This window comes from Aeromonas sp. 25-248 (assembly GCF_053005425.1).
Genome location: NZ_JBRKTB010000001.1, coordinates 297,190 through 312,501 on the forward strand (window position 1 = coordinate 297,190; position 15,312 = coordinate 312,501).

17 protein-coding genes are annotated in these 15,312 nt (G+C 63.4%); 9 read left to right on the forward strand and 8 right to left on the reverse strand.

Annotation, left to right across the window (positions count from 1 at the left end; genetic code table 11):
* Both cyoA and ACVDHI_RS01445 read right to left on the reverse strand, forming a co-directional pair.
* Positions 1–1,089, reverse strand: coding sequence for a cytochrome o ubiquinol oxidase subunit II (gene cyoA / locus ACVDHI_RS01440; protein ID WP_080767819.1), 1,089 nt, complete (start codon positions 1,087–1,089; stop codon positions 1–3).
* Positions 1,090–1,595: 506 nt separating this feature from the next.
* Positions 1,596–2,039: a carboxymuconolactone decarboxylase family protein gene (locus ACVDHI_RS01445; RefSeq protein ID WP_010673680.1), complete on the reverse strand. Its 444-nt coding sequence runs from the start codon at positions 2,037–2,039 to the stop codon at positions 1,596–1,598.
* Between the two features lie 119 nt (positions 2,040–2,158).
* On the opposite strand from ACVDHI_RS01445, the gene ACVDHI_RS01450 reads away from it, so the two are divergent.
* Positions 2,159–3,067 (forward strand): LysR family transcriptional regulator, encoded by a 909-nt coding sequence (locus tag ACVDHI_RS01450; RefSeq protein ID WP_039039206.1) that lies wholly within the window; start codon positions 2,159–2,161, stop codon positions 3,065–3,067.
* Positions 3,068–3,157: 90 nt separating this feature from the next.
* On the opposite strand, the gene ACVDHI_RS01455 is transcribed toward ACVDHI_RS01450, so the two are convergent.
* The 3 genes from ACVDHI_RS01455 to ACVDHI_RS01465 form a co-directional block, all read right to left on the reverse strand.
* Positions 3,158–3,487: a DUF3634 family protein gene (locus ACVDHI_RS01455; protein ID WP_039039207.1), complete on the reverse strand. Its 330-nt coding sequence runs from the start codon at positions 3,485–3,487 to the stop codon at positions 3,158–3,160.
* A 95-nt stretch (positions 3,488–3,582) separates the two neighbouring features.
* A complete protein-coding gene (locus ACVDHI_RS01460; protein WP_039039208.1) occupies positions 3,583–4,554 on the reverse strand; it encodes a nucleoside hydrolase in 972 nt (323 codons plus the stop codon).
* Positions 4,555–4,687: 133 nt separating this feature from the next.
* Positions 4,688–4,987, reverse strand: a complete 300-nt coding sequence (locus ACVDHI_RS01465) for a DUF3861 domain-containing protein (RefSeq protein WP_045524039.1) — start codon at positions 4,985–4,987, stop codon at positions 4,688–4,690.
* Between the two features lie 81 nt (positions 4,988–5,068).
* On the opposite strand from ACVDHI_RS01465, the gene ACVDHI_RS01470 reads away from it, so the two are divergent.
* Positions 5,069–5,491 carry a MarR family winged helix-turn-helix transcriptional regulator gene (locus ACVDHI_RS01470; protein ID WP_050498310.1) on the forward strand — a complete coding sequence of 141 codons (423 nt, stop codon included), beginning with the start codon at positions 5,069–5,071 and terminating at the stop codon, positions 5,489–5,491.
* Positions 5,492–5,620: 129 nt separating this feature from the next.
* On the forward strand, positions 5,621–6,190 hold the full coding sequence (locus ACVDHI_RS01475; protein ID WP_042865347.1) for a HutD family protein: 570 nt from the start codon (positions 5,621–5,623) through the stop codon (positions 6,188–6,190).
* Here ACVDHI_RS01475 and ACVDHI_RS01480 read toward each other — a convergent pair.
* Positions 6,187–6,390 (reverse strand): hypothetical protein, encoded by a 204-nt coding sequence (locus tag ACVDHI_RS01480; RefSeq protein WP_039039209.1) that lies wholly within the window; start codon positions 6,388–6,390, stop codon positions 6,187–6,189. The two genes, ACVDHI_RS01475 and ACVDHI_RS01480, sit on opposite strands and share 4 nt — an antisense overlap.
* A 181-nt stretch (positions 6,391–6,571) precedes the next feature.
* Positions 6,572–7,012, reverse strand: a complete 441-nt coding sequence (azu, locus tag ACVDHI_RS01485; protein WP_201925766.1) for an azurin — start codon at positions 7,010–7,012, stop codon at positions 6,572–6,574.
* A gap of 299 nt (positions 7,013–7,311) precedes the next feature.
* Here azu and ACVDHI_RS01490 point away from each other — a divergent pair, with 299 nt between their 5' ends.
* Positions 7,312–8,355: an FAD:protein FMN transferase gene (locus tag ACVDHI_RS01490; protein WP_323931639.1), complete on the forward strand. Its 1,044-nt coding sequence runs from the start codon at positions 7,312–7,314 to the stop codon at positions 8,353–8,355.
* A 41-nt stretch (positions 8,356–8,396) separates the two neighbouring features.
* Here the strand turns inward: ACVDHI_RS01490 and ACVDHI_RS01495 are convergent, their stop codons facing one another.
* Complete coding sequence (locus ACVDHI_RS01495; RefSeq protein ID WP_039039212.1) at positions 8,397–8,822, reverse strand: Hsp20/alpha crystallin family protein; 426 nt, start codon at positions 8,820–8,822, stop codon at positions 8,397–8,399.
* A 270-nt stretch (positions 8,823–9,092) separates the two neighbouring features.
* On the opposite strand from ACVDHI_RS01495, the gene ACVDHI_RS01500 reads away from it, so the two are divergent.
* From ACVDHI_RS01500 to ACVDHI_RS01520, 5 genes are all read left to right on the forward strand, one after another.
* Positions 9,093–10,739, forward strand: coding sequence for a tetratricopeptide repeat protein (locus ACVDHI_RS01500; protein ID WP_447211599.1), 1,647 nt, complete (start codon positions 9,093–9,095; stop codon positions 10,737–10,739).
* Positions 10,740–10,799: 60 nt separating this feature from the next.
* Positions 10,800–11,762 carry an ion channel gene (locus ACVDHI_RS01505; RefSeq protein WP_029314056.1) on the forward strand — a complete coding sequence of 321 codons (963 nt, stop codon included), beginning with the start codon at positions 10,800–10,802 and terminating at the stop codon, positions 11,760–11,762.
* Positions 11,763–12,014: 252 nt separating this feature from the next.
* Positions 12,015–12,821: an exodeoxyribonuclease III gene (xthA, locus tag ACVDHI_RS01510; RefSeq protein ID WP_010673667.1), complete on the forward strand. Its 807-nt coding sequence runs from the start codon at positions 12,015–12,017 to the stop codon at positions 12,819–12,821.
* A 183-nt stretch (positions 12,822–13,004) separates the two neighbouring features.
* Positions 13,005–13,493 (forward strand): hypothetical protein, encoded by a 489-nt coding sequence (locus ACVDHI_RS01515; RefSeq protein ID WP_447211600.1) that lies wholly within the window; start codon positions 13,005–13,007, stop codon positions 13,491–13,493.
* Positions 13,494–13,776: 283 nt separating this feature from the next.
* Positions 13,777–15,309, forward strand: a complete 1,533-nt coding sequence (locus ACVDHI_RS01520; RefSeq protein WP_447211601.1) for an efflux RND transporter periplasmic adaptor subunit — start codon at positions 13,777–13,779, stop codon at positions 15,307–15,309.
* The last annotated feature ends 3 nt before the right edge of the window (positions 15,310–15,312 follow it).

Here is a 15,312-nt window from a genome sequence, read left to right on the forward strand (position 1 = left end):
TTATTCCTCGGATCCTGCTTTCACACTCTTGTCGGCCGACATGGCCATGTGTCCGGCATGGGCGTCATGGTTCATGGCCTGGTTCTCCATGGCGTCCTCTTGCGAGGCCTCATGGTTCATCCCTTCGTGGTCCATGGCACCCGCTTTCGGGGCGGCGTCATGGTTCATGGCCTCGTGGTTCATGCCCTCGTGATCCGCGGAGCCCGCAGCCGGGGTGGCGTGACCACCATGGGACATGCCGCCCATGAACTTGTTGATGATGTTGACGAACAGCTTGGGATCGGCGCTGGCGAAGTACTCCACCGGGTGGTTTTCGCTCTTCTTGGCCAGGGCATTGAACTCATCCATGGTGCTCAGGGCCTTGGAAGAGGCCTTCACCTTGGCTACCCAGGCGTCGAAACCGGCTTGGTCCTGGGTCGCGATGGCCTTGAACTTCATGCCGGAGAAACCGGCACCGCTGTAACCGCCGGAGATGCCCTTGTACTCGCCCGCCTCGTTGGCAATCAGGTGCAGCTTGGTCTGCATGCCGGCCATGGCGTAGATCTGGCCGCCCAGTTGCGGGATGAAGAAGGAGTTCATCACGGTGTCGGAGGTCACCCGGAAGTTGACCGGGGTGTTGACCGGGAAGGCCAGCTCGTTGACCGACGCAATGCCCAGCTCTGGATAGACGAACAACCACTTCCAGTCCAGGGAAATGACATCCACCTGAACCGGTTTGACGTCCGATTCCAGCGGTTTGTAGGGGTCGAGGGAGTGGGAAGTTTTCCAGGTGATCACCGCCAGGATGACGATGATGATGACGGGTACAGTCCAGACGACTGCCTCAATCTTGTTGGAGTGGGCCCAGTCCGGCGCATAGGTGGCACTGGTGTTGGACGCCCGGTATTTGTAGGCGAACGCCACCGCCATGACAATCACGGGCACCACCACGATCAGCATCAAGCCGAGTGCGGTGAGTATCAGTGACTTCTGCTCCATACCGACCTGCCCCTTGGGGCTCATCAGTGCCATGTCGCAGCCACTCAGCAAGCTGGCGGTCGCGAGCAGCAGCAAAGCGCCCAAGCCCCTCTTCACATCAAAGAGTCTCATGCAATGTCCTCATCTTTTGAAGGCTTATTGGTATAAAAAAATGCAGCATTTTATTGCATCAGACCGGCATGTGAACAACATGAAAAATTAATCCCAAAAATGTTCAAAAGGTGATGGAAAGCGGCATCAGATGTTAATCCCTTGACAATGACCAATTTATTCAAGTTACACCGCGGCAATTCATCTTCCGTTAATCTCTCGCGCCACCAAAAGTGACCACCAATTAACCAAAAAGATCCATATGGTCTGTTTTTAACCCGCCATTGCGATCAAAAAAGAGCCATACAGCCCCTTTTCGACTCACAGGTCATTTTTCCACACCTTGATCTGGATGGGTATTTTTCGGGGAAGATAAAAAAAATAATTAATCAAACGAATGTATGATTAACTTCCCGCCCCCCGACAACGGTCGCAACCCCTGGCACCAGAGGGCACACTTCGTAACAAAACGGGCCCTTGTGCGGGCCCGTTGATAATCGTTTTCTCTCCCTCCCTCGGAGTCGGAGTCAGGAGTGATCGTGTTCCATCCGGGTCGCCACGGCGATCCGGTTCCAGGCGTTGATGGTGACCACCTGCACCAGACACTGGGCCAGCAGGGTTTCCCCCAGTTGGGCCAGCGCCGCCTCATAGGTCTGCGTCGTGAGCCCCTTGTCGGCGATCAGGGTCACCTCGTCGGTCAGGGCCAGCACCGCCCGCTCCCGGGCGTCGAACAGCGGCGACTCCTGCCAGGCGGCCAGCGCCAGCAGACGCTGGGCGCTCTCCCCGTGCTTCATCGCCACGTCGGCGTGCATCTCGATGCAGTAGGCGCAGCCGTTGATCATGGAGGCGCGCAACTTGATGAGCTCCTTGAGCGACAGGGGAATGTCGGTACCCCCGAGGTAGGACTCGAGGCCCATCATGGCCGAGACGGCGGCGGGCACCTGGTTGGCGAGCTGGATACGGTGTGACATGGCAAGACTCCTGTGATGGACCCCGGATGGGGCGGTGAGCTGATTGTTCACTTTTTCATTGTTGATTAGAATATCGTCATAACCTGCAACAGTTTTGCGTTTATCGCAAAGGTGAATCCATGCTGGATCGCATCCGCATCCTGGCCCAGGTGGTGGAATCGGGCAGTTTCTCCCGTGCCGCCCGCGCCCTCAACCAGGCCCCCTCCTCCGTGACCCGTGCCATCGACGCCCTGGAGCAGCAGCTCGGGATCCCGCTCTTCAAGCGCAGCACCCGCCAACTGGTGCTGACCGAGCAGGGCGCCTATTTTCTCGCCCGCTCCCTGCCCCTGCTGGAGGAGGCGGATCAGCTGGTGCAATCCCTGCAACCCCTCTCGGTGGCGCCAGAGGGGCCGCTGCGGGTCTCGGTGTTCGAGAGCTTCGGCGCATCCTGGCTCTCTCCCCGCCTGCCCGACTTCCTCGCCCGCTACCCCGGGGTGCGCCTGGAGGTTGCGCTGGACAACCGCATGGTGGATCTCGATGCCGAGAACGTGGACGTGGCGGTGCGCATCGGCAAGCCCGCCGACAGCAGCCTGCACACTCGCCATCTGCTCACCAACCGCTCGCTGCTGGTCGCCTCCCCCGCCTATCTGGCCCGCCATGGCGAACCTGCTCATCCCGCCGAGCTGGCCCACCACAACTGCCTCATTCGCGGCCATGGGCGCCAGCGCCAGCACTGGTACTTCCAGCAAGGCACGGAGCGCGAGAAGGTGGCGGTGCAGGGCAACCTCGCCTCGGTCGGGGGCACGCCCCTGCTCTGCGCCGCCCTCGCGGGGTGCGGCGTGCTGCTGCTGTCGAGCTGGATGGTGCAGCAAAGCATCGACGAGGGCACCCTGCTGCCGCTGCTGCCAGAGTGGCTCGCCTCCCCCTACGAGGATCGCCAGGACGAGATCCACGCGGTGTTTCGTGGCGGCCGCTTCCTCAAACCCCAGACCCGCGCCTTCATCGACTTTCTGGTCGAGGCGATCAGGCCCCTGCAAGGGCCGCGCTGACCGCAACAGGGCCTCCTGGCGAAACCCTGAAAACGCAGACGCCGGGCACAGGGCCCGGCGTCTGGAAATGAGGGCCGCCACGGCGACCGCTCAGCGTGATTTTCGCCCGTCAGGGCTCGGGGAGAGCCCCCGGTAATCCCCGTAGGGGAAGATGTTGCGCAGGCGCTGGGCCACGGGCTCGGGGATGGAGCGGGAGAAGACCAGCCTCACCCCGTTGCCGTCCCGCAGACCCAGGATGCGCCCGCGCACCGGCTCATGGTGCAGGATCTGGGTCGCCTGGGTCACAAAGCGCGGCGGCACCGAGCCCCGCTTCACCACCACCTTGCCCGGCGCGAGCCGGACCTCGAACAGGGCACCGCGCCCCAGCGTCATCAACCACCCGATCAGGGCTATCGCCACCAACAGAGACAACCAGGCCATTGCGTCTTCCTCCCGTCAACCCGATGTTCGCCAGTATAACCGGGGGCGCCTCACCATGACCCGGCCGCCATCACGCTTTCACTCACTGCCGGGCCTTATCGGCGCCCCTTGCCCCAGGCCACCAGGGTATCCCGATAGAGGGCGAGCAGGGCCTGATCCCGCACCGCGACCCCGACCTGCTGGGCCGGGCAGTGGGCCCACTCGTCATGGGGATGGCGGGTGTCGTCAAACTTTTGCAGGGTATGGCCGATGGCGGGCCCCTCGGTGATGACCCGCACCGGCCCCTTGCGCAGGGTGAACAGCGCAGGATCGATCACATAGGCGATGGCGGAGGGATCGTGCACATGGCACCCCGCCATGCCGATGCGCTCGGAATAGAAGCGCAGGTAGAAGCGGCTGACATCCCACAGGAAGCGGCCCGGCTCCCCCGCATCGTCCCGCAGGGCATCCAGATAGTCGGCGGTGAAGATGCTCTGCTGGGTGACGTCGAGCCCGATGATCACCAGGGGCCAGGGGGCGGTGAAGACCCGGTCTGCCGCATCGGGATCGTCGTGGATATTGGCCTCGGCATAGGGGGTCACGTTGCCGCGATGGCCGTTGACGCCAAAGGCGCCGCCCATCACGACCACTTCTTTCACCAGGGCGGCTACCTCGGGGGCCGCCTCGAGCGCCAGCGCCAGGTTGGTCAATGGCCCGATGGTCACTAGCGTGATCTCGCCGGGGTGGGCCTTCACCGTCTCGACGATGTATTGCCAGGCCGGGCGGGGATCCGGAATGAGGGTCACCTCCCCCGCCTGGACGTCGCCAAAGCCGCTCGGGCCGTGCACCACCGTCGTCGGCCCCACGGGCTCGCGCAGCAGCGGCGCGGCGGCGCCCCGGGCCACGTCCGCCTTCATGCCATATTTTTGCTTGAGCCAGAGGGCGTTGCGGGTGCCGTTTTCGATGGTGGCATTGCCAAACACAGTGGTGATGGCGAGCAATTCGATGGCGGGGTGCGCCTCGGCAAACAGAATGGCCATGGCATCGTCGATGCCGGGATCGGTATCCAGAATGATCTTGTGGGTCATGGGTCCTCCGTGAAACGAGCTGCCAGTGTAGCGGGCCGTCGCCGCTTTGACAGTACCGGGATCACAACCTCGGGGTTTCCTTTGCATCAGGCATCCTGGCGGGACCACTCGCCCCTGGGGTCAGGGCTGGGGGTCACTCGGAAGGGGCGACCACCGCCTCCTCTCCCCTGGCGGTGCGTTTCAGTTGCCCCATGAATTGCTTGAAATGGGGGAGAAACCCCTTGAACAGCTCCTCTTTGCGATGCTGCATCATGACTTCGCCAAACAGCTTCAACCCGACGATAAACGCCTGATGTTCCTGCTCCGACATGGCCAGCTTCCCCTTGCTGAGCGCCAGGATGGCAAAGATGTCGTCGTGATTCTGGCAGTCGAACTGCAACGGGGGCACCTCGCGGTCCAGCGCCTGGACCTGTACACGATAGCTGTGTGGCATCTTTCATCTCCTCTCGGGCTGGGCTTTTGCCCACATGGTTGATAAAATCAATTAAATCCTTTTAAGTTGACTTTATCAACCATGAAGTTGTCAAACCGCCTCTTCCGGATCCTCGATCAGTACAAAATCGCCATGACCCAGCATTTCCGGGCACAGCAGATCGCCCTTAGCCCCCTCCATTACAAGGTGCTGCAACTGATCCATGCGCTGGATCCCGCCACGCCGCAGCTCATCGCGCAGCGATCGGGCCGCGACAAGGCGCAGGTGACGCGCCTGCTGCAGGAGATGGAGAAACAGGGGCTCATCGAGAAGCGGCCCCATCCCACTGACAGACGCAGCATCTGCCTGGCCTTGACCCCGCTGGCCTGCGAGCGGGTCAACCAGGGGGAGCAGGAGGCCGCACGGCTCGACGAACGGCTGTGTTCCCTGCTGACGCCGGCGGAGATAGCGCAGTTGCAGCAACTGCTGGACAAGATAGAAAAAGGGCTTGAGTCGACCGATTAGGGTCAGCGTCAGGGGGGCCGCTGCCTGATTTGTGGCCAACCAGCGCGGCCTGCGCTGGCGGCGCCTTGTGAGCCACTCCCGGAGATGGTATCACTGGCCCCACTCTCCCCTTCCCGCCGAGGCGCCATCGTGATCACCCTGATTAAAGAGTCCGACCAGTTGAAAATGCCCTGGAAGAACAGGCAGGGCACCACGGCCCAGATCCTGATCTCCCCCCCTGGTTCGACCCTGGACAAGCTCGACTTTGACTACCGGCTGAGCTCGGCCCCCATCAAGGAAGCAGGGAGTTTCTCCCGCTTTCCCGGCTACCAGCGCATCCTGCTGCCCGTCAGCGGTGCCGGTTTCGTGCTCAACGGCCACCCCTACGCCACTTTCGAGGCGGCCCACTTCAGCGGGGATGACGAGACCCGCTGCGAGCTGCTGAAAAAAGAGGTGACGGATCTCGGGCTCATCTACCACCCGGCGCGCATCAGCGCCAACGTGCGGGTGCTGAACCTGCCCTTCCCCCTCAGCCTCACCCTGGAGGCGGACAAGTGCTACCTCTGCCACCTGCTGGAGGGCCAGCTCACCGTGCAGGGGCAACAGGTCGCACCGGGCGAGACCCTGGTGGTGCAGGGGGAGGAGAGCATCCGCTTCGAGTGCGGCAAGAAGACCACCCTCGCCTTCTTTACCCTGCAGCCCAAGCAGTCCGCCGTTTAACGCCGGGGGGCACGCCCCCCGCTGTCGAGGCAGGCCTGCATGGTGTCATAGGGGGTATAGTGCCTGGTGCGGCTGTAGTAGGTGCCGCCCTTGGGGTGACAGATGCCGCTCCGGCTCTTCTTCACCGGGGGCTCGGCGGCCAGCGCGATGGCACACAGCAGCATCAGGCAACAGCCAAGCATCCATTTCACTGCGTTCATGCTCTCTTTTCCGAAGGGGCATAGGCGAGCCACTGGCCCATTTGCGGCCTATTGTACGCCGCTCATCTCCTTGCCACCCCAGACCAGATCATGAAAGCACCGCGACGCAGCGCAAGCGAAGACAAAAAAGCCGGGACCCTCCCGGCTTTTGCTTGTGCTGGCGGCGACACGCCCCTTGGCACTACACCACCTTGAAGCTGCCCTTCATCAGGGCGAAGTGGCCCGGGAAGGAGCAGAAGAAGGTGAGATCCTTGCCCGCCAGGCCGTCGGTCTTGAAGGTGACGCTGGTGCTCTCGCCGCCCCCCACCAGCTTGGTGTGGGCCAGGATCCTGGGGTCATCCTTGGGCAGGTAGTCGTGATCGACCCCGGCGCTCATGCCGGCGGTGGCGATGGCCTGATAGTCGGCGGTGTTGGCCAGCACCCAGTTGTGGCCCATGTTGGCCACCGGCAGCTTGCCCGTGTGATTGAGGGTCACCGTCACCTCCTTGCAGGTGGCCGGCACGCTCATCGCGGTCTGGTTGTACTGCATGGCGTCATTGCCTTCGATCACCAGTGCGCACTCGTCGGCCAGGACCGGGGTGGCGAGGGAGCCAAGAAGCAGCAGGGTTAACACCTTTTTCATCATTTTCTCCTTTGATTGACGAAGGATGACAGCACAGGCATCTCGCCCCCGTGGGCGCGACCCGCAAAGATGCTGTCAGGATCGATCTTCATTGTATTCAAATGTCGCCGAAGGACGACGGCTTTTGGGCCAGCCTGCGGGCCCGGTCACTTCTTTTATCCCGACCCGGGGCCCAAAGCGGGTTGATTACATCCCCGTCTGGCTTAATTATTTGCGGCCTTCCCGCCCACGGCCACTCGCCAACACCGCAGCCGTTGGCTAAGCTGCTCCCCCGTCGATGACTCCCGCGAGAATGAGAGATGAAGTTCCCCTTTGCGCCTGCGCTGGCGCGCCCCCTGCTGCTCTCCCTGATCCTGCTGCTTGGCGCCTGCCAGCCGGCCCCGACCCAGACCCGCATCCAGGGCAACACCATGGGCACCTATTATGCGGTGACCCTGAGCGACCCCTTCCCCGGCGGACAGGGGGCACTGCAACAGGAGGTGGAGGCGCTGCTGGCACGCCTGAACAAGGAGATCTCCACCTATGATCCGGGCTCCCTCATCTCCCGCTTCAATCAGGGAACGGGGCAGCCCCCCCAGGTCATCCCGGCCACCATGGCGAAGATTGTGCAACAGGGCATTGACGCCGGGCACCTCACCAGGGGGGTTCTCGATGTCACCGTGGGCCCCCTGGTCAATCTGTGGGGATTCGGGCCGGACAAGCGCCCGGTCAGGCGGCCCGGCGCAGAGCAGATCGCCAAGGCGCGGGAGCGGGTCGGCATCGACAAGCTCACCCTGACCCCCGAGGGGGATCACTTCCTGCTCGGCAAGGCCATCCCAGACCTCTATCTGGATCTCTCCACCCTGGGCGAGGGGGCGGCCTCCGACGAGATAGCCGGGCTGCTGGAGCAAAAAGGGGTTCACAACTACCTCATCGAGGTGGCGGGGGCGGTGCGCAGCAAGGGGCACAACGACAAGGGCAATCCCTGGCGGGTGGCCATCGTCGAGCCCTCGGACAGACCGGGCGCCATCGAGGACGTGGTGACCCCGAACGGCATGGCGGTGAGCACCGCCGGCAGCTATCGCAACTATTACGAGCTCGACGGCAAGCGCTACTCCCACATCATCGATCCCGCCACCGGCGAGCCCGTGACCCACAAGCTGGTCTCCGCCACCGTCATCACCCCCACGGCCCTGGAGGCCGATGCCCTCGACACCGCCCTCATGGTGATGGGCCCCGAGCGGGCGATGGCCTTTGCCAGGGAGCACAAGCTGGCGGTCTATCTCATCGAGAAGACCGCCACGGGCTTTGCCGCCAGCCACACCCCCGAGTTTGCCCCCTATCTGGTGCGCAAGCAGCCCTGAATGACGAGGCCCCGCAGTGCGGGGCCTCGTTCACTGACCGCCTATTCGATGGGGATGCGGTGGGGCGCGGGGCTGGCCGCCTGCTTGGGCAGGCGCAGGGTGAGGATGCCGTTGTCAAAGCGGGCGCTCACCTGCTCTGGCGACACCTCCACCGGCAGCTCGACGCTGCGCGACACGCTGCCATAATAGCGCTCGCTGCGCAGGGCCCGTTCATCCTTGTTCTGGCTGTCAAACTGGCGGATCTCCGCCTTCAGGGTCACCAGCTTGCCGTGCACGTCCACGTGGATGTCCTCCTTCGCCACCCCGGGCAATTCCGCCTGCAGCAGGTAGTCATCCCCGCTCTCCCGCAGATCCAGCTTGATCTGGCTGGGCAACGGGTCCCCGTGCAGGGGGCGGATGTAGAAGCCGGAGGCCATGTCGTGGAACAGGTCATCAAACAGGCTGGTGCGACTCGGTAGCAAACTCATCTGATCCCTCCTTGTGAGCGGGCAAGGGAGCAGACGGGCACCCTGCCCTCTGTTGCCTCCCGCATGCTGACGCTCTTCAAGTCTAAAAACCGGGGCAGCGCCTGCCAGTGCCAACTCGCCTTCCCTTGACCGGGATCAAAGGCAAGACACCCTTTTTTTCACCCAAGGTCTGCGGGAAAAACCGGGGGGCCTCCCCATGTGCAATTGCCTGCCTGCGGACTTTGGTGGCACACTTCTCCCACCAGCCCGTAGCGCCTTGATGCCAGACAGATGCAGACACCGGACTCCGTACCCGAGAAGAAACCCCAGCCCAAGCCCAAGCGCATCCTGCTGGTCAACGAACAGCGTTCCTTCCAGATGATGATGAAGGCGATGCTGATCAACATCGGCATCAACCGCATCACCTACACCAACTCCGCCGACGAGGCGCGCCGCCGCTGCCAGAAAGAGAGCTTCGACATCTATCTGCTCGACTATGAGCTGGGGGCGGGCGAGAACGGCCGCCAGTTGCTGGAGAGCCTGCGGGATCAGCAACTCATTCCGCCCCAGAGCGTGGTGATCATGGTCAGCAGCGACGGCTCCCGCGCCATGGTGCTGAGCGCGCTGGAAGCCGAGCCCGACGAATACCTGATGAAGCCCTTCTCCCAGGAGCAGTTCTCGTTTCGTCTCAAACGCGCCCTCGCCCGGCGCCAGGCGCTGGAGAGCGTCTTCAGCGCCCTCACCCGGGACGATCTGCCCGCCCTGGTGGAGTCCTGTGCCAAACAGGCGGACGCGGTGCCACGCTTTGCCAACTTCTGCCGCTGCCTGCAGGCCGACACCCAGCTCAAGCTGGGCCAGGCCAAGGAGGCCCGCAGCCTGATGCGCCAGCTGCTGGCGGGGCAGGAGAACAGCTGGGCTCGCCTCACCCTGGGCAAGGCGTGCCATACCCTGGGTCTGCACGAGGAGGCGGTAAGCCACCTGCAAGCCACCCTGAAACACACACCCCTGATGGTGGAGGCTTACCTCTGGCTCGCGGAGTCCCTGCTGGCGCTGGGCAATGACGAGCAGGCCCAGCAGGAGCTGCGCCGGGCGGTGGACATCTCTCCCCAGTCGGTGCAGCTCTCCCGCCGTCTGGCGGAGGTGTGCCTGCAACGGCACGACTACGCCCAGGCCAAGGACGTGCTGCTCGCCCTCATCGACTTGTCGCGCAACTCGATCCACCGCACGCCCCATTATCTCGGGGCCTATATCCAGACCCTTACCCTCTATGCCCTCAACAGCAACGACGGCTACCACATCGCCAACCTGCAGAAGCAGGTCAACTCCGCCCTGTCGCGCATCCGCGACTCCCTGATGATGTCGGAGTTCAACTACCCGGTGTTCGAGCAGATCTGCCAGGCCCGGGTGCGCATCGCCCTGGGAGAGCTGCTAAAGGGCAAGAAGATGCTCTATCGCGCCAACCAGAACTGGCTGGACGAGCCCGCCACCATGCCTCCGGCCCTCCTTGGCGAGACCATACTCGCCCTCTATCAGCTCGGGGAGTTCGAGTACGCCGAGAGCCTGCAACCCCTGCTGGCGGAGGATGAGGATCGGCTGCTCACCACCTGCATCCAGGTGACCCGGGATGACAAGACGGTGCAGGAGCGGCGCCAGCGCTATCAGCAGCTCAACGATCTGGGCATCAAGGCCTATCAGGCCGGGGAGCTGGAGCAGGCCCTCGGCCACTTTCGCGAGGCCCTGCGCCGGGCGCCCGCCAATACCGGCGCCGCCCTCAACAAGATCCAGGTGCTGCTGCAACTCATGCAGAAGAACCGCAAGAGCCCGGAGTTTGGCGCCGAGTGCAAGGAGACCCTGGAGGTGCTGGAGGGCATCCCCCTCAACCCCGCCCAGCAGGAACGTTTTCGCAAGCTGCGCCAGGAATATCATCAGCACAGCTGATATCCCCCCTCCTCCCCTCACCTATGCTGATACTGACTCAGGGAAGGGAGGGGCAACACCATGGCAATGTGCCGATACCTGGTGGCCGATGGCCGCCACTGCACCGAAGAGGCAGGGGATCATGATCTCTGCCGCTGGCACGACCCCGCTGCGGCCCACAACACCCCTGATACCGCCGAGGCGCTGGAGCGCTATGTGCGCCAGGGGGGCCTGTGCCACGGCCTGCAACTGGCCCGCGCCGAGCTGGCGGATCTCAACCTGGTGAACAGGCAGGGTCCGGAGGGATTCTTGCTGGAGCAGTGCAACCTCTATCGCGCCAACCTGCGGGGGGCCCATCTCTACGGCATTCGCATCAAGGGCGGCAGCCTGATGAAGGCCGATCTGAGCGAAGCGAACCTCCACTGCGCCACCCTCGACGACGTCAACCTGCTCGGCATCCGCTGGAAGAACACCCGTCTCGACAACCTGGAGACGGGCAAGCGGCTGATGCAGGACAGAAAGGGGCGCCGCGAGCGGGACCCGGCACAGGCCCGCGTCTGGTTCAAGGAGGCGGAGGAGACCTACCGGGATCTGCGCAAGGCCTCGGAGGCCCAGGGCATCTTCACCATGTCCGGTCGCTACATCCAGCAGGAGCTCACCATGCGCCGCCTGCAGATGCCGTTCTGGTCCTACCGCCGCTTCGCCTCCTGGATAGTGGATCTCTTCTGCGGCTACGGCGAGGCCCCGATGCGGGTGGTGCTCTTCTCCCTGCTGCTCATCGTCATCTGCAGCATTTTTTACTTCTTCTGCGGCCTCAACTTCGCGGGCACCCACCTCATCTATCGCCCGGACGCCCCCTTGGAGCAGAACGCCATCTTCCTGATGGAGTGCCTCTACTACAGCGTGGTGACCTTCACCACGCTGGGGTATGGGGACTTCACCCCGGTGGGGTTGTCGCGGATCTTCGCCGCCTTCGAAGCCTTTACCGGCAGCTTCACGCTGGCACTGTTCGTGGTGGTGTTTGTCAAGAAGATGACCCGCTAGAAACCTGTCCACGATCTTGCTGGGAAGCCGCTTCCAAGGCTCATATGCTGCTCGCTTATGTGTCGCCAGGCGCTCTCATGTATACCTATGCACTCAGGTTCCTCTGCTGCGCGTCACCTTGCTGACAGACTCTCGCGACAGATCGTGAACAGATTCCCGAGCCGCTGCGCCAGTCACAGCCCCCGAACTTGCATCCATCGCGGATTCCTAGTCCAATAAGCGACGAACAAAAACGACATGAGCACCCCGAACATGAAGATCATCTCTTTCAATATCAATGGCCTGCGCGCACGTCTTCATCAGTTGCAAGCCCTTATCGACAAGCACCAGCCGGACGTGATCGGCCTGCAGGAGATCAAGGTGCACGACGAAGCCTTCCCGGTCGCGGACGTGGAGGCCATGGGCTACCACGTGGTCTTCCACGGCCAGAAGGGGCATTACGGGGTCGCCATCATGAGCAAGCAGGCTCCCATCGAGGTGCAAAAGGGCTTCCCCACCGATCCGGAAGATGCCCAGCGCCGCATGATCATGGCCAGCTTCAAGCGGGAAGACGGCTCCGTCATCAAGGTGATGAACGGCTACTTCCCCCAGGGGGAGAGCCAGGATCACGAGACCAAGTTCCCGGCCAAGCAGAAGTTCTATGAAGACCTGCAGCACTACCTCGAGACCCACCACACTCCGGACGACCAGATAGCGCTGATCGGGGATATGAACATCTCCCCCACGGATCTCGACATCGGCATCGGCGAGGCGAACCGCAAGCGCTGGCTGCGGGATGGCAAGTGCTCCTTCCTGCCCATCGAGCGGGAATGGATGGAGCGCCTCAAGGGGTTCGGCCTCACCGACACCTTCCGCGCCGCCAACCCCACCGAGTGCGAGCGCTTCTCCTGGTTCGACTACCGCTCCAGGGGCTTTGACGAGAACCGGGGCCTGCGCATCGACCTCATCATGGCCTCCGACGCCCTCAAGGACAAAGTGACCGAGACCGGCATCGACTACGAGCTGCGCGGCATCGACAAGCCCTCGGATCACGCCCCCATCTGGACCTGCTTCGCCTGATCCCCACGCCAGGCTCGCCCTCGCCAAAAGAACCTGCCCCCGCCCATGCGGGGGCTTTTTTTGTTCACTGCCCCGCCCTTTTTTAATCCATGTCAATTCCCAGGCAGACGGCGCTTGCCAGGCCTTGACCTTCTCCTTTCGGCAAGGTTTAGATTAGGCCCATCCGTCACCGGGAAACCACCCATGCTCTCATCGAGATTGCCCACCACGTTCATCGCCCGGCTGTTGCTGGGGCTGATGCTCGTCTGCAATCTCACCCTGTGCATCGGCTGGCATGGGGCGGCCACCGCCCTGCCAAGCAGTGCATCCGCATCCATCCTGACTCCGGCGCAGTCCCCCCTGTCTCATGGACTGCACCAGAGCGAGCCGGTGCAGCATTCCGCCATGCACCAGGCCGACACAGCTTCCCTCTCCTGCCACGGTGGCCCCCAGAGTGAGGCGGCCCCGCCCGGGGAGGAGTGCCAGATGCAGAGCGGCCTCTTCGGCGCCACCAGTGCGCCGCCCCTGCTCGGCCTGCTGCTGTCACTGCTGCTTCCCCTGCTGTTGCTCCCTTCGTGGCGCCTCGCCCCCCTGCTGGACAACTGGTTGCGGGATCCCTTCCTGCGATCCCGCGGCACCCACCCTCCCTCCTGGCCGCGCCGACACCTGATGCTGTCGGTGCTGCGCCACTAGAAAGCGCTTCTCTCGCGGCAGCGGCAAGCCTCGGCTTGCCCGTTTTCTGCCGCCTTGCCTGACCCTGCGCCCCGGCCAAACCGGCCCGCTCGCAGGGAGCCGTGCGCGCTGACACAGCTGCGCCCCGTTTGCCGCCTCGTGGTGATGTCTGGCCCATGCTCATCACCACACCGGCGGCCCGACAGAAGAGAAGAGATACCATGTCATCCCCCCCCGTTACCCGGTCTGCCTGCGCGCAGCCGTGCCAACCCTCCCTTCACCTCCAGCGCGCCGGAGGCTTGTCATGAACAAGACACTGTTGATGTTCGCCCTGCTGCTGGCCCTCGGCGCCGGTGGCGGCTACTGGGCCGCCAAACAGACGGACGGTGGTGCCACCGCCAGGGAGAAGACGCCCCTCTACTGGGTCAACCCCATGGACCCGCGCGACAAGCGCGACGGCCCGGCCAAGGACAACATGGGGATGGACTTTATCCCCGTCTATGAGGAACAAAAAAACGGCTCGCCGGGCACAGTCACCATCAGCCCGGAGATCCAGCAGAACCTGGGGGTGCGGCTCGCCAAGGTGGAGAAGCTCCCCATCCACCAGCAGATCGATACGGTGGGCTACGTCGGCTATGACGAGGACAGGCTGGAGGCGGTCAACGCCCGCATGGCGGGCTGGATCCGCACCCTCGCCATCAAGAGCGAGGGGCAGCAGGTGAGCAAGGGGAGCCTGATTTACGAGCTCTACGCCCCGGATCTGGTCAACGCCCAGCACGAGTATCTGCTCGCCCTCAACACCGCCAACCCCCTGCTGCTGCGCGCCGCCGAGGGCAAGCTCAAGTCCCTGCAAGTACCGGCAGATCAGATTGCGGCCCTCAAGCGCACACGTCAGGTGCAGGAGACGGTGCGTATCTATGCCCCCAGCAGCGGCTATGTCTCCGAGCTCAAGGTGCGCGAGGGCCAGTATGTGGAGCCCGCCGCGGCGCTCTTTAACATCAGTACCCTCAAACAGGTGTGGGTGAGCGCCGAGGTGTTCGAGCGCCAGGCCGCCCAGCTGAAGGTGGGGGATCCGGTCACCATGACCCTCGACTATGCCCCCGGCCGCCACTGGCAAGGCCGGGTCGATTACCTCTACCCGACCCTGGACGCCGCCACCCGTACCCTCAAGGTGCGGCTGCGCTTTGCCAACCCGGACGAGTTCCTGAAACCCAATATGTTCGCCAAGGTGACCATTCAGGCGGGCAAGGGAGAGCCGCAACTGGTTGTGCCGAGCGAAGCGGTGATCCGCACCGGCAGCCAGGACAGGCTGGTGCTGGCGCTGGGGGATGGCAGCTTCAAGTCGGTGGCCGTCACCCTGGGCCCCCAGTTTGGCGACAAGGTGGCCATCCGGGAGGGCGTTGAAGCGGGGGACAACATCGTCAGCTCGGCCCAGTTCCTGCTCGACTCCGAATCGGCCATCGATTCCGACTTCCAGCGCATGACGGCGGTGCGTCCTGCCCAAATATGGACCCAGGGCGAGGTTGAAAGCATCGATCTGACCAACCGCACCCTGATGGTCTCCCACCAGCCCATCCCCGAGTGGCAGTGGCCCGCCATGGAGATGGAGTTCAGCGTTGCCGAGGGGGTCGACATCAGCCAGCTGGCCGAGGGGCAGACCCTCCATCTGCAAGTGATGCAGGAGGGGGATGAGTACCGCATCACCACCATCCATCAGGAGAAGGCACCCGCTACTGACGGCGACGCCAAGCCAGCAACAGATGAGATGGAGAAGATGGAAGGCATGGACCATAGCCAGCATCAGATGGCGATGCCCGAGATGGAGAAGAAGTCATGATCC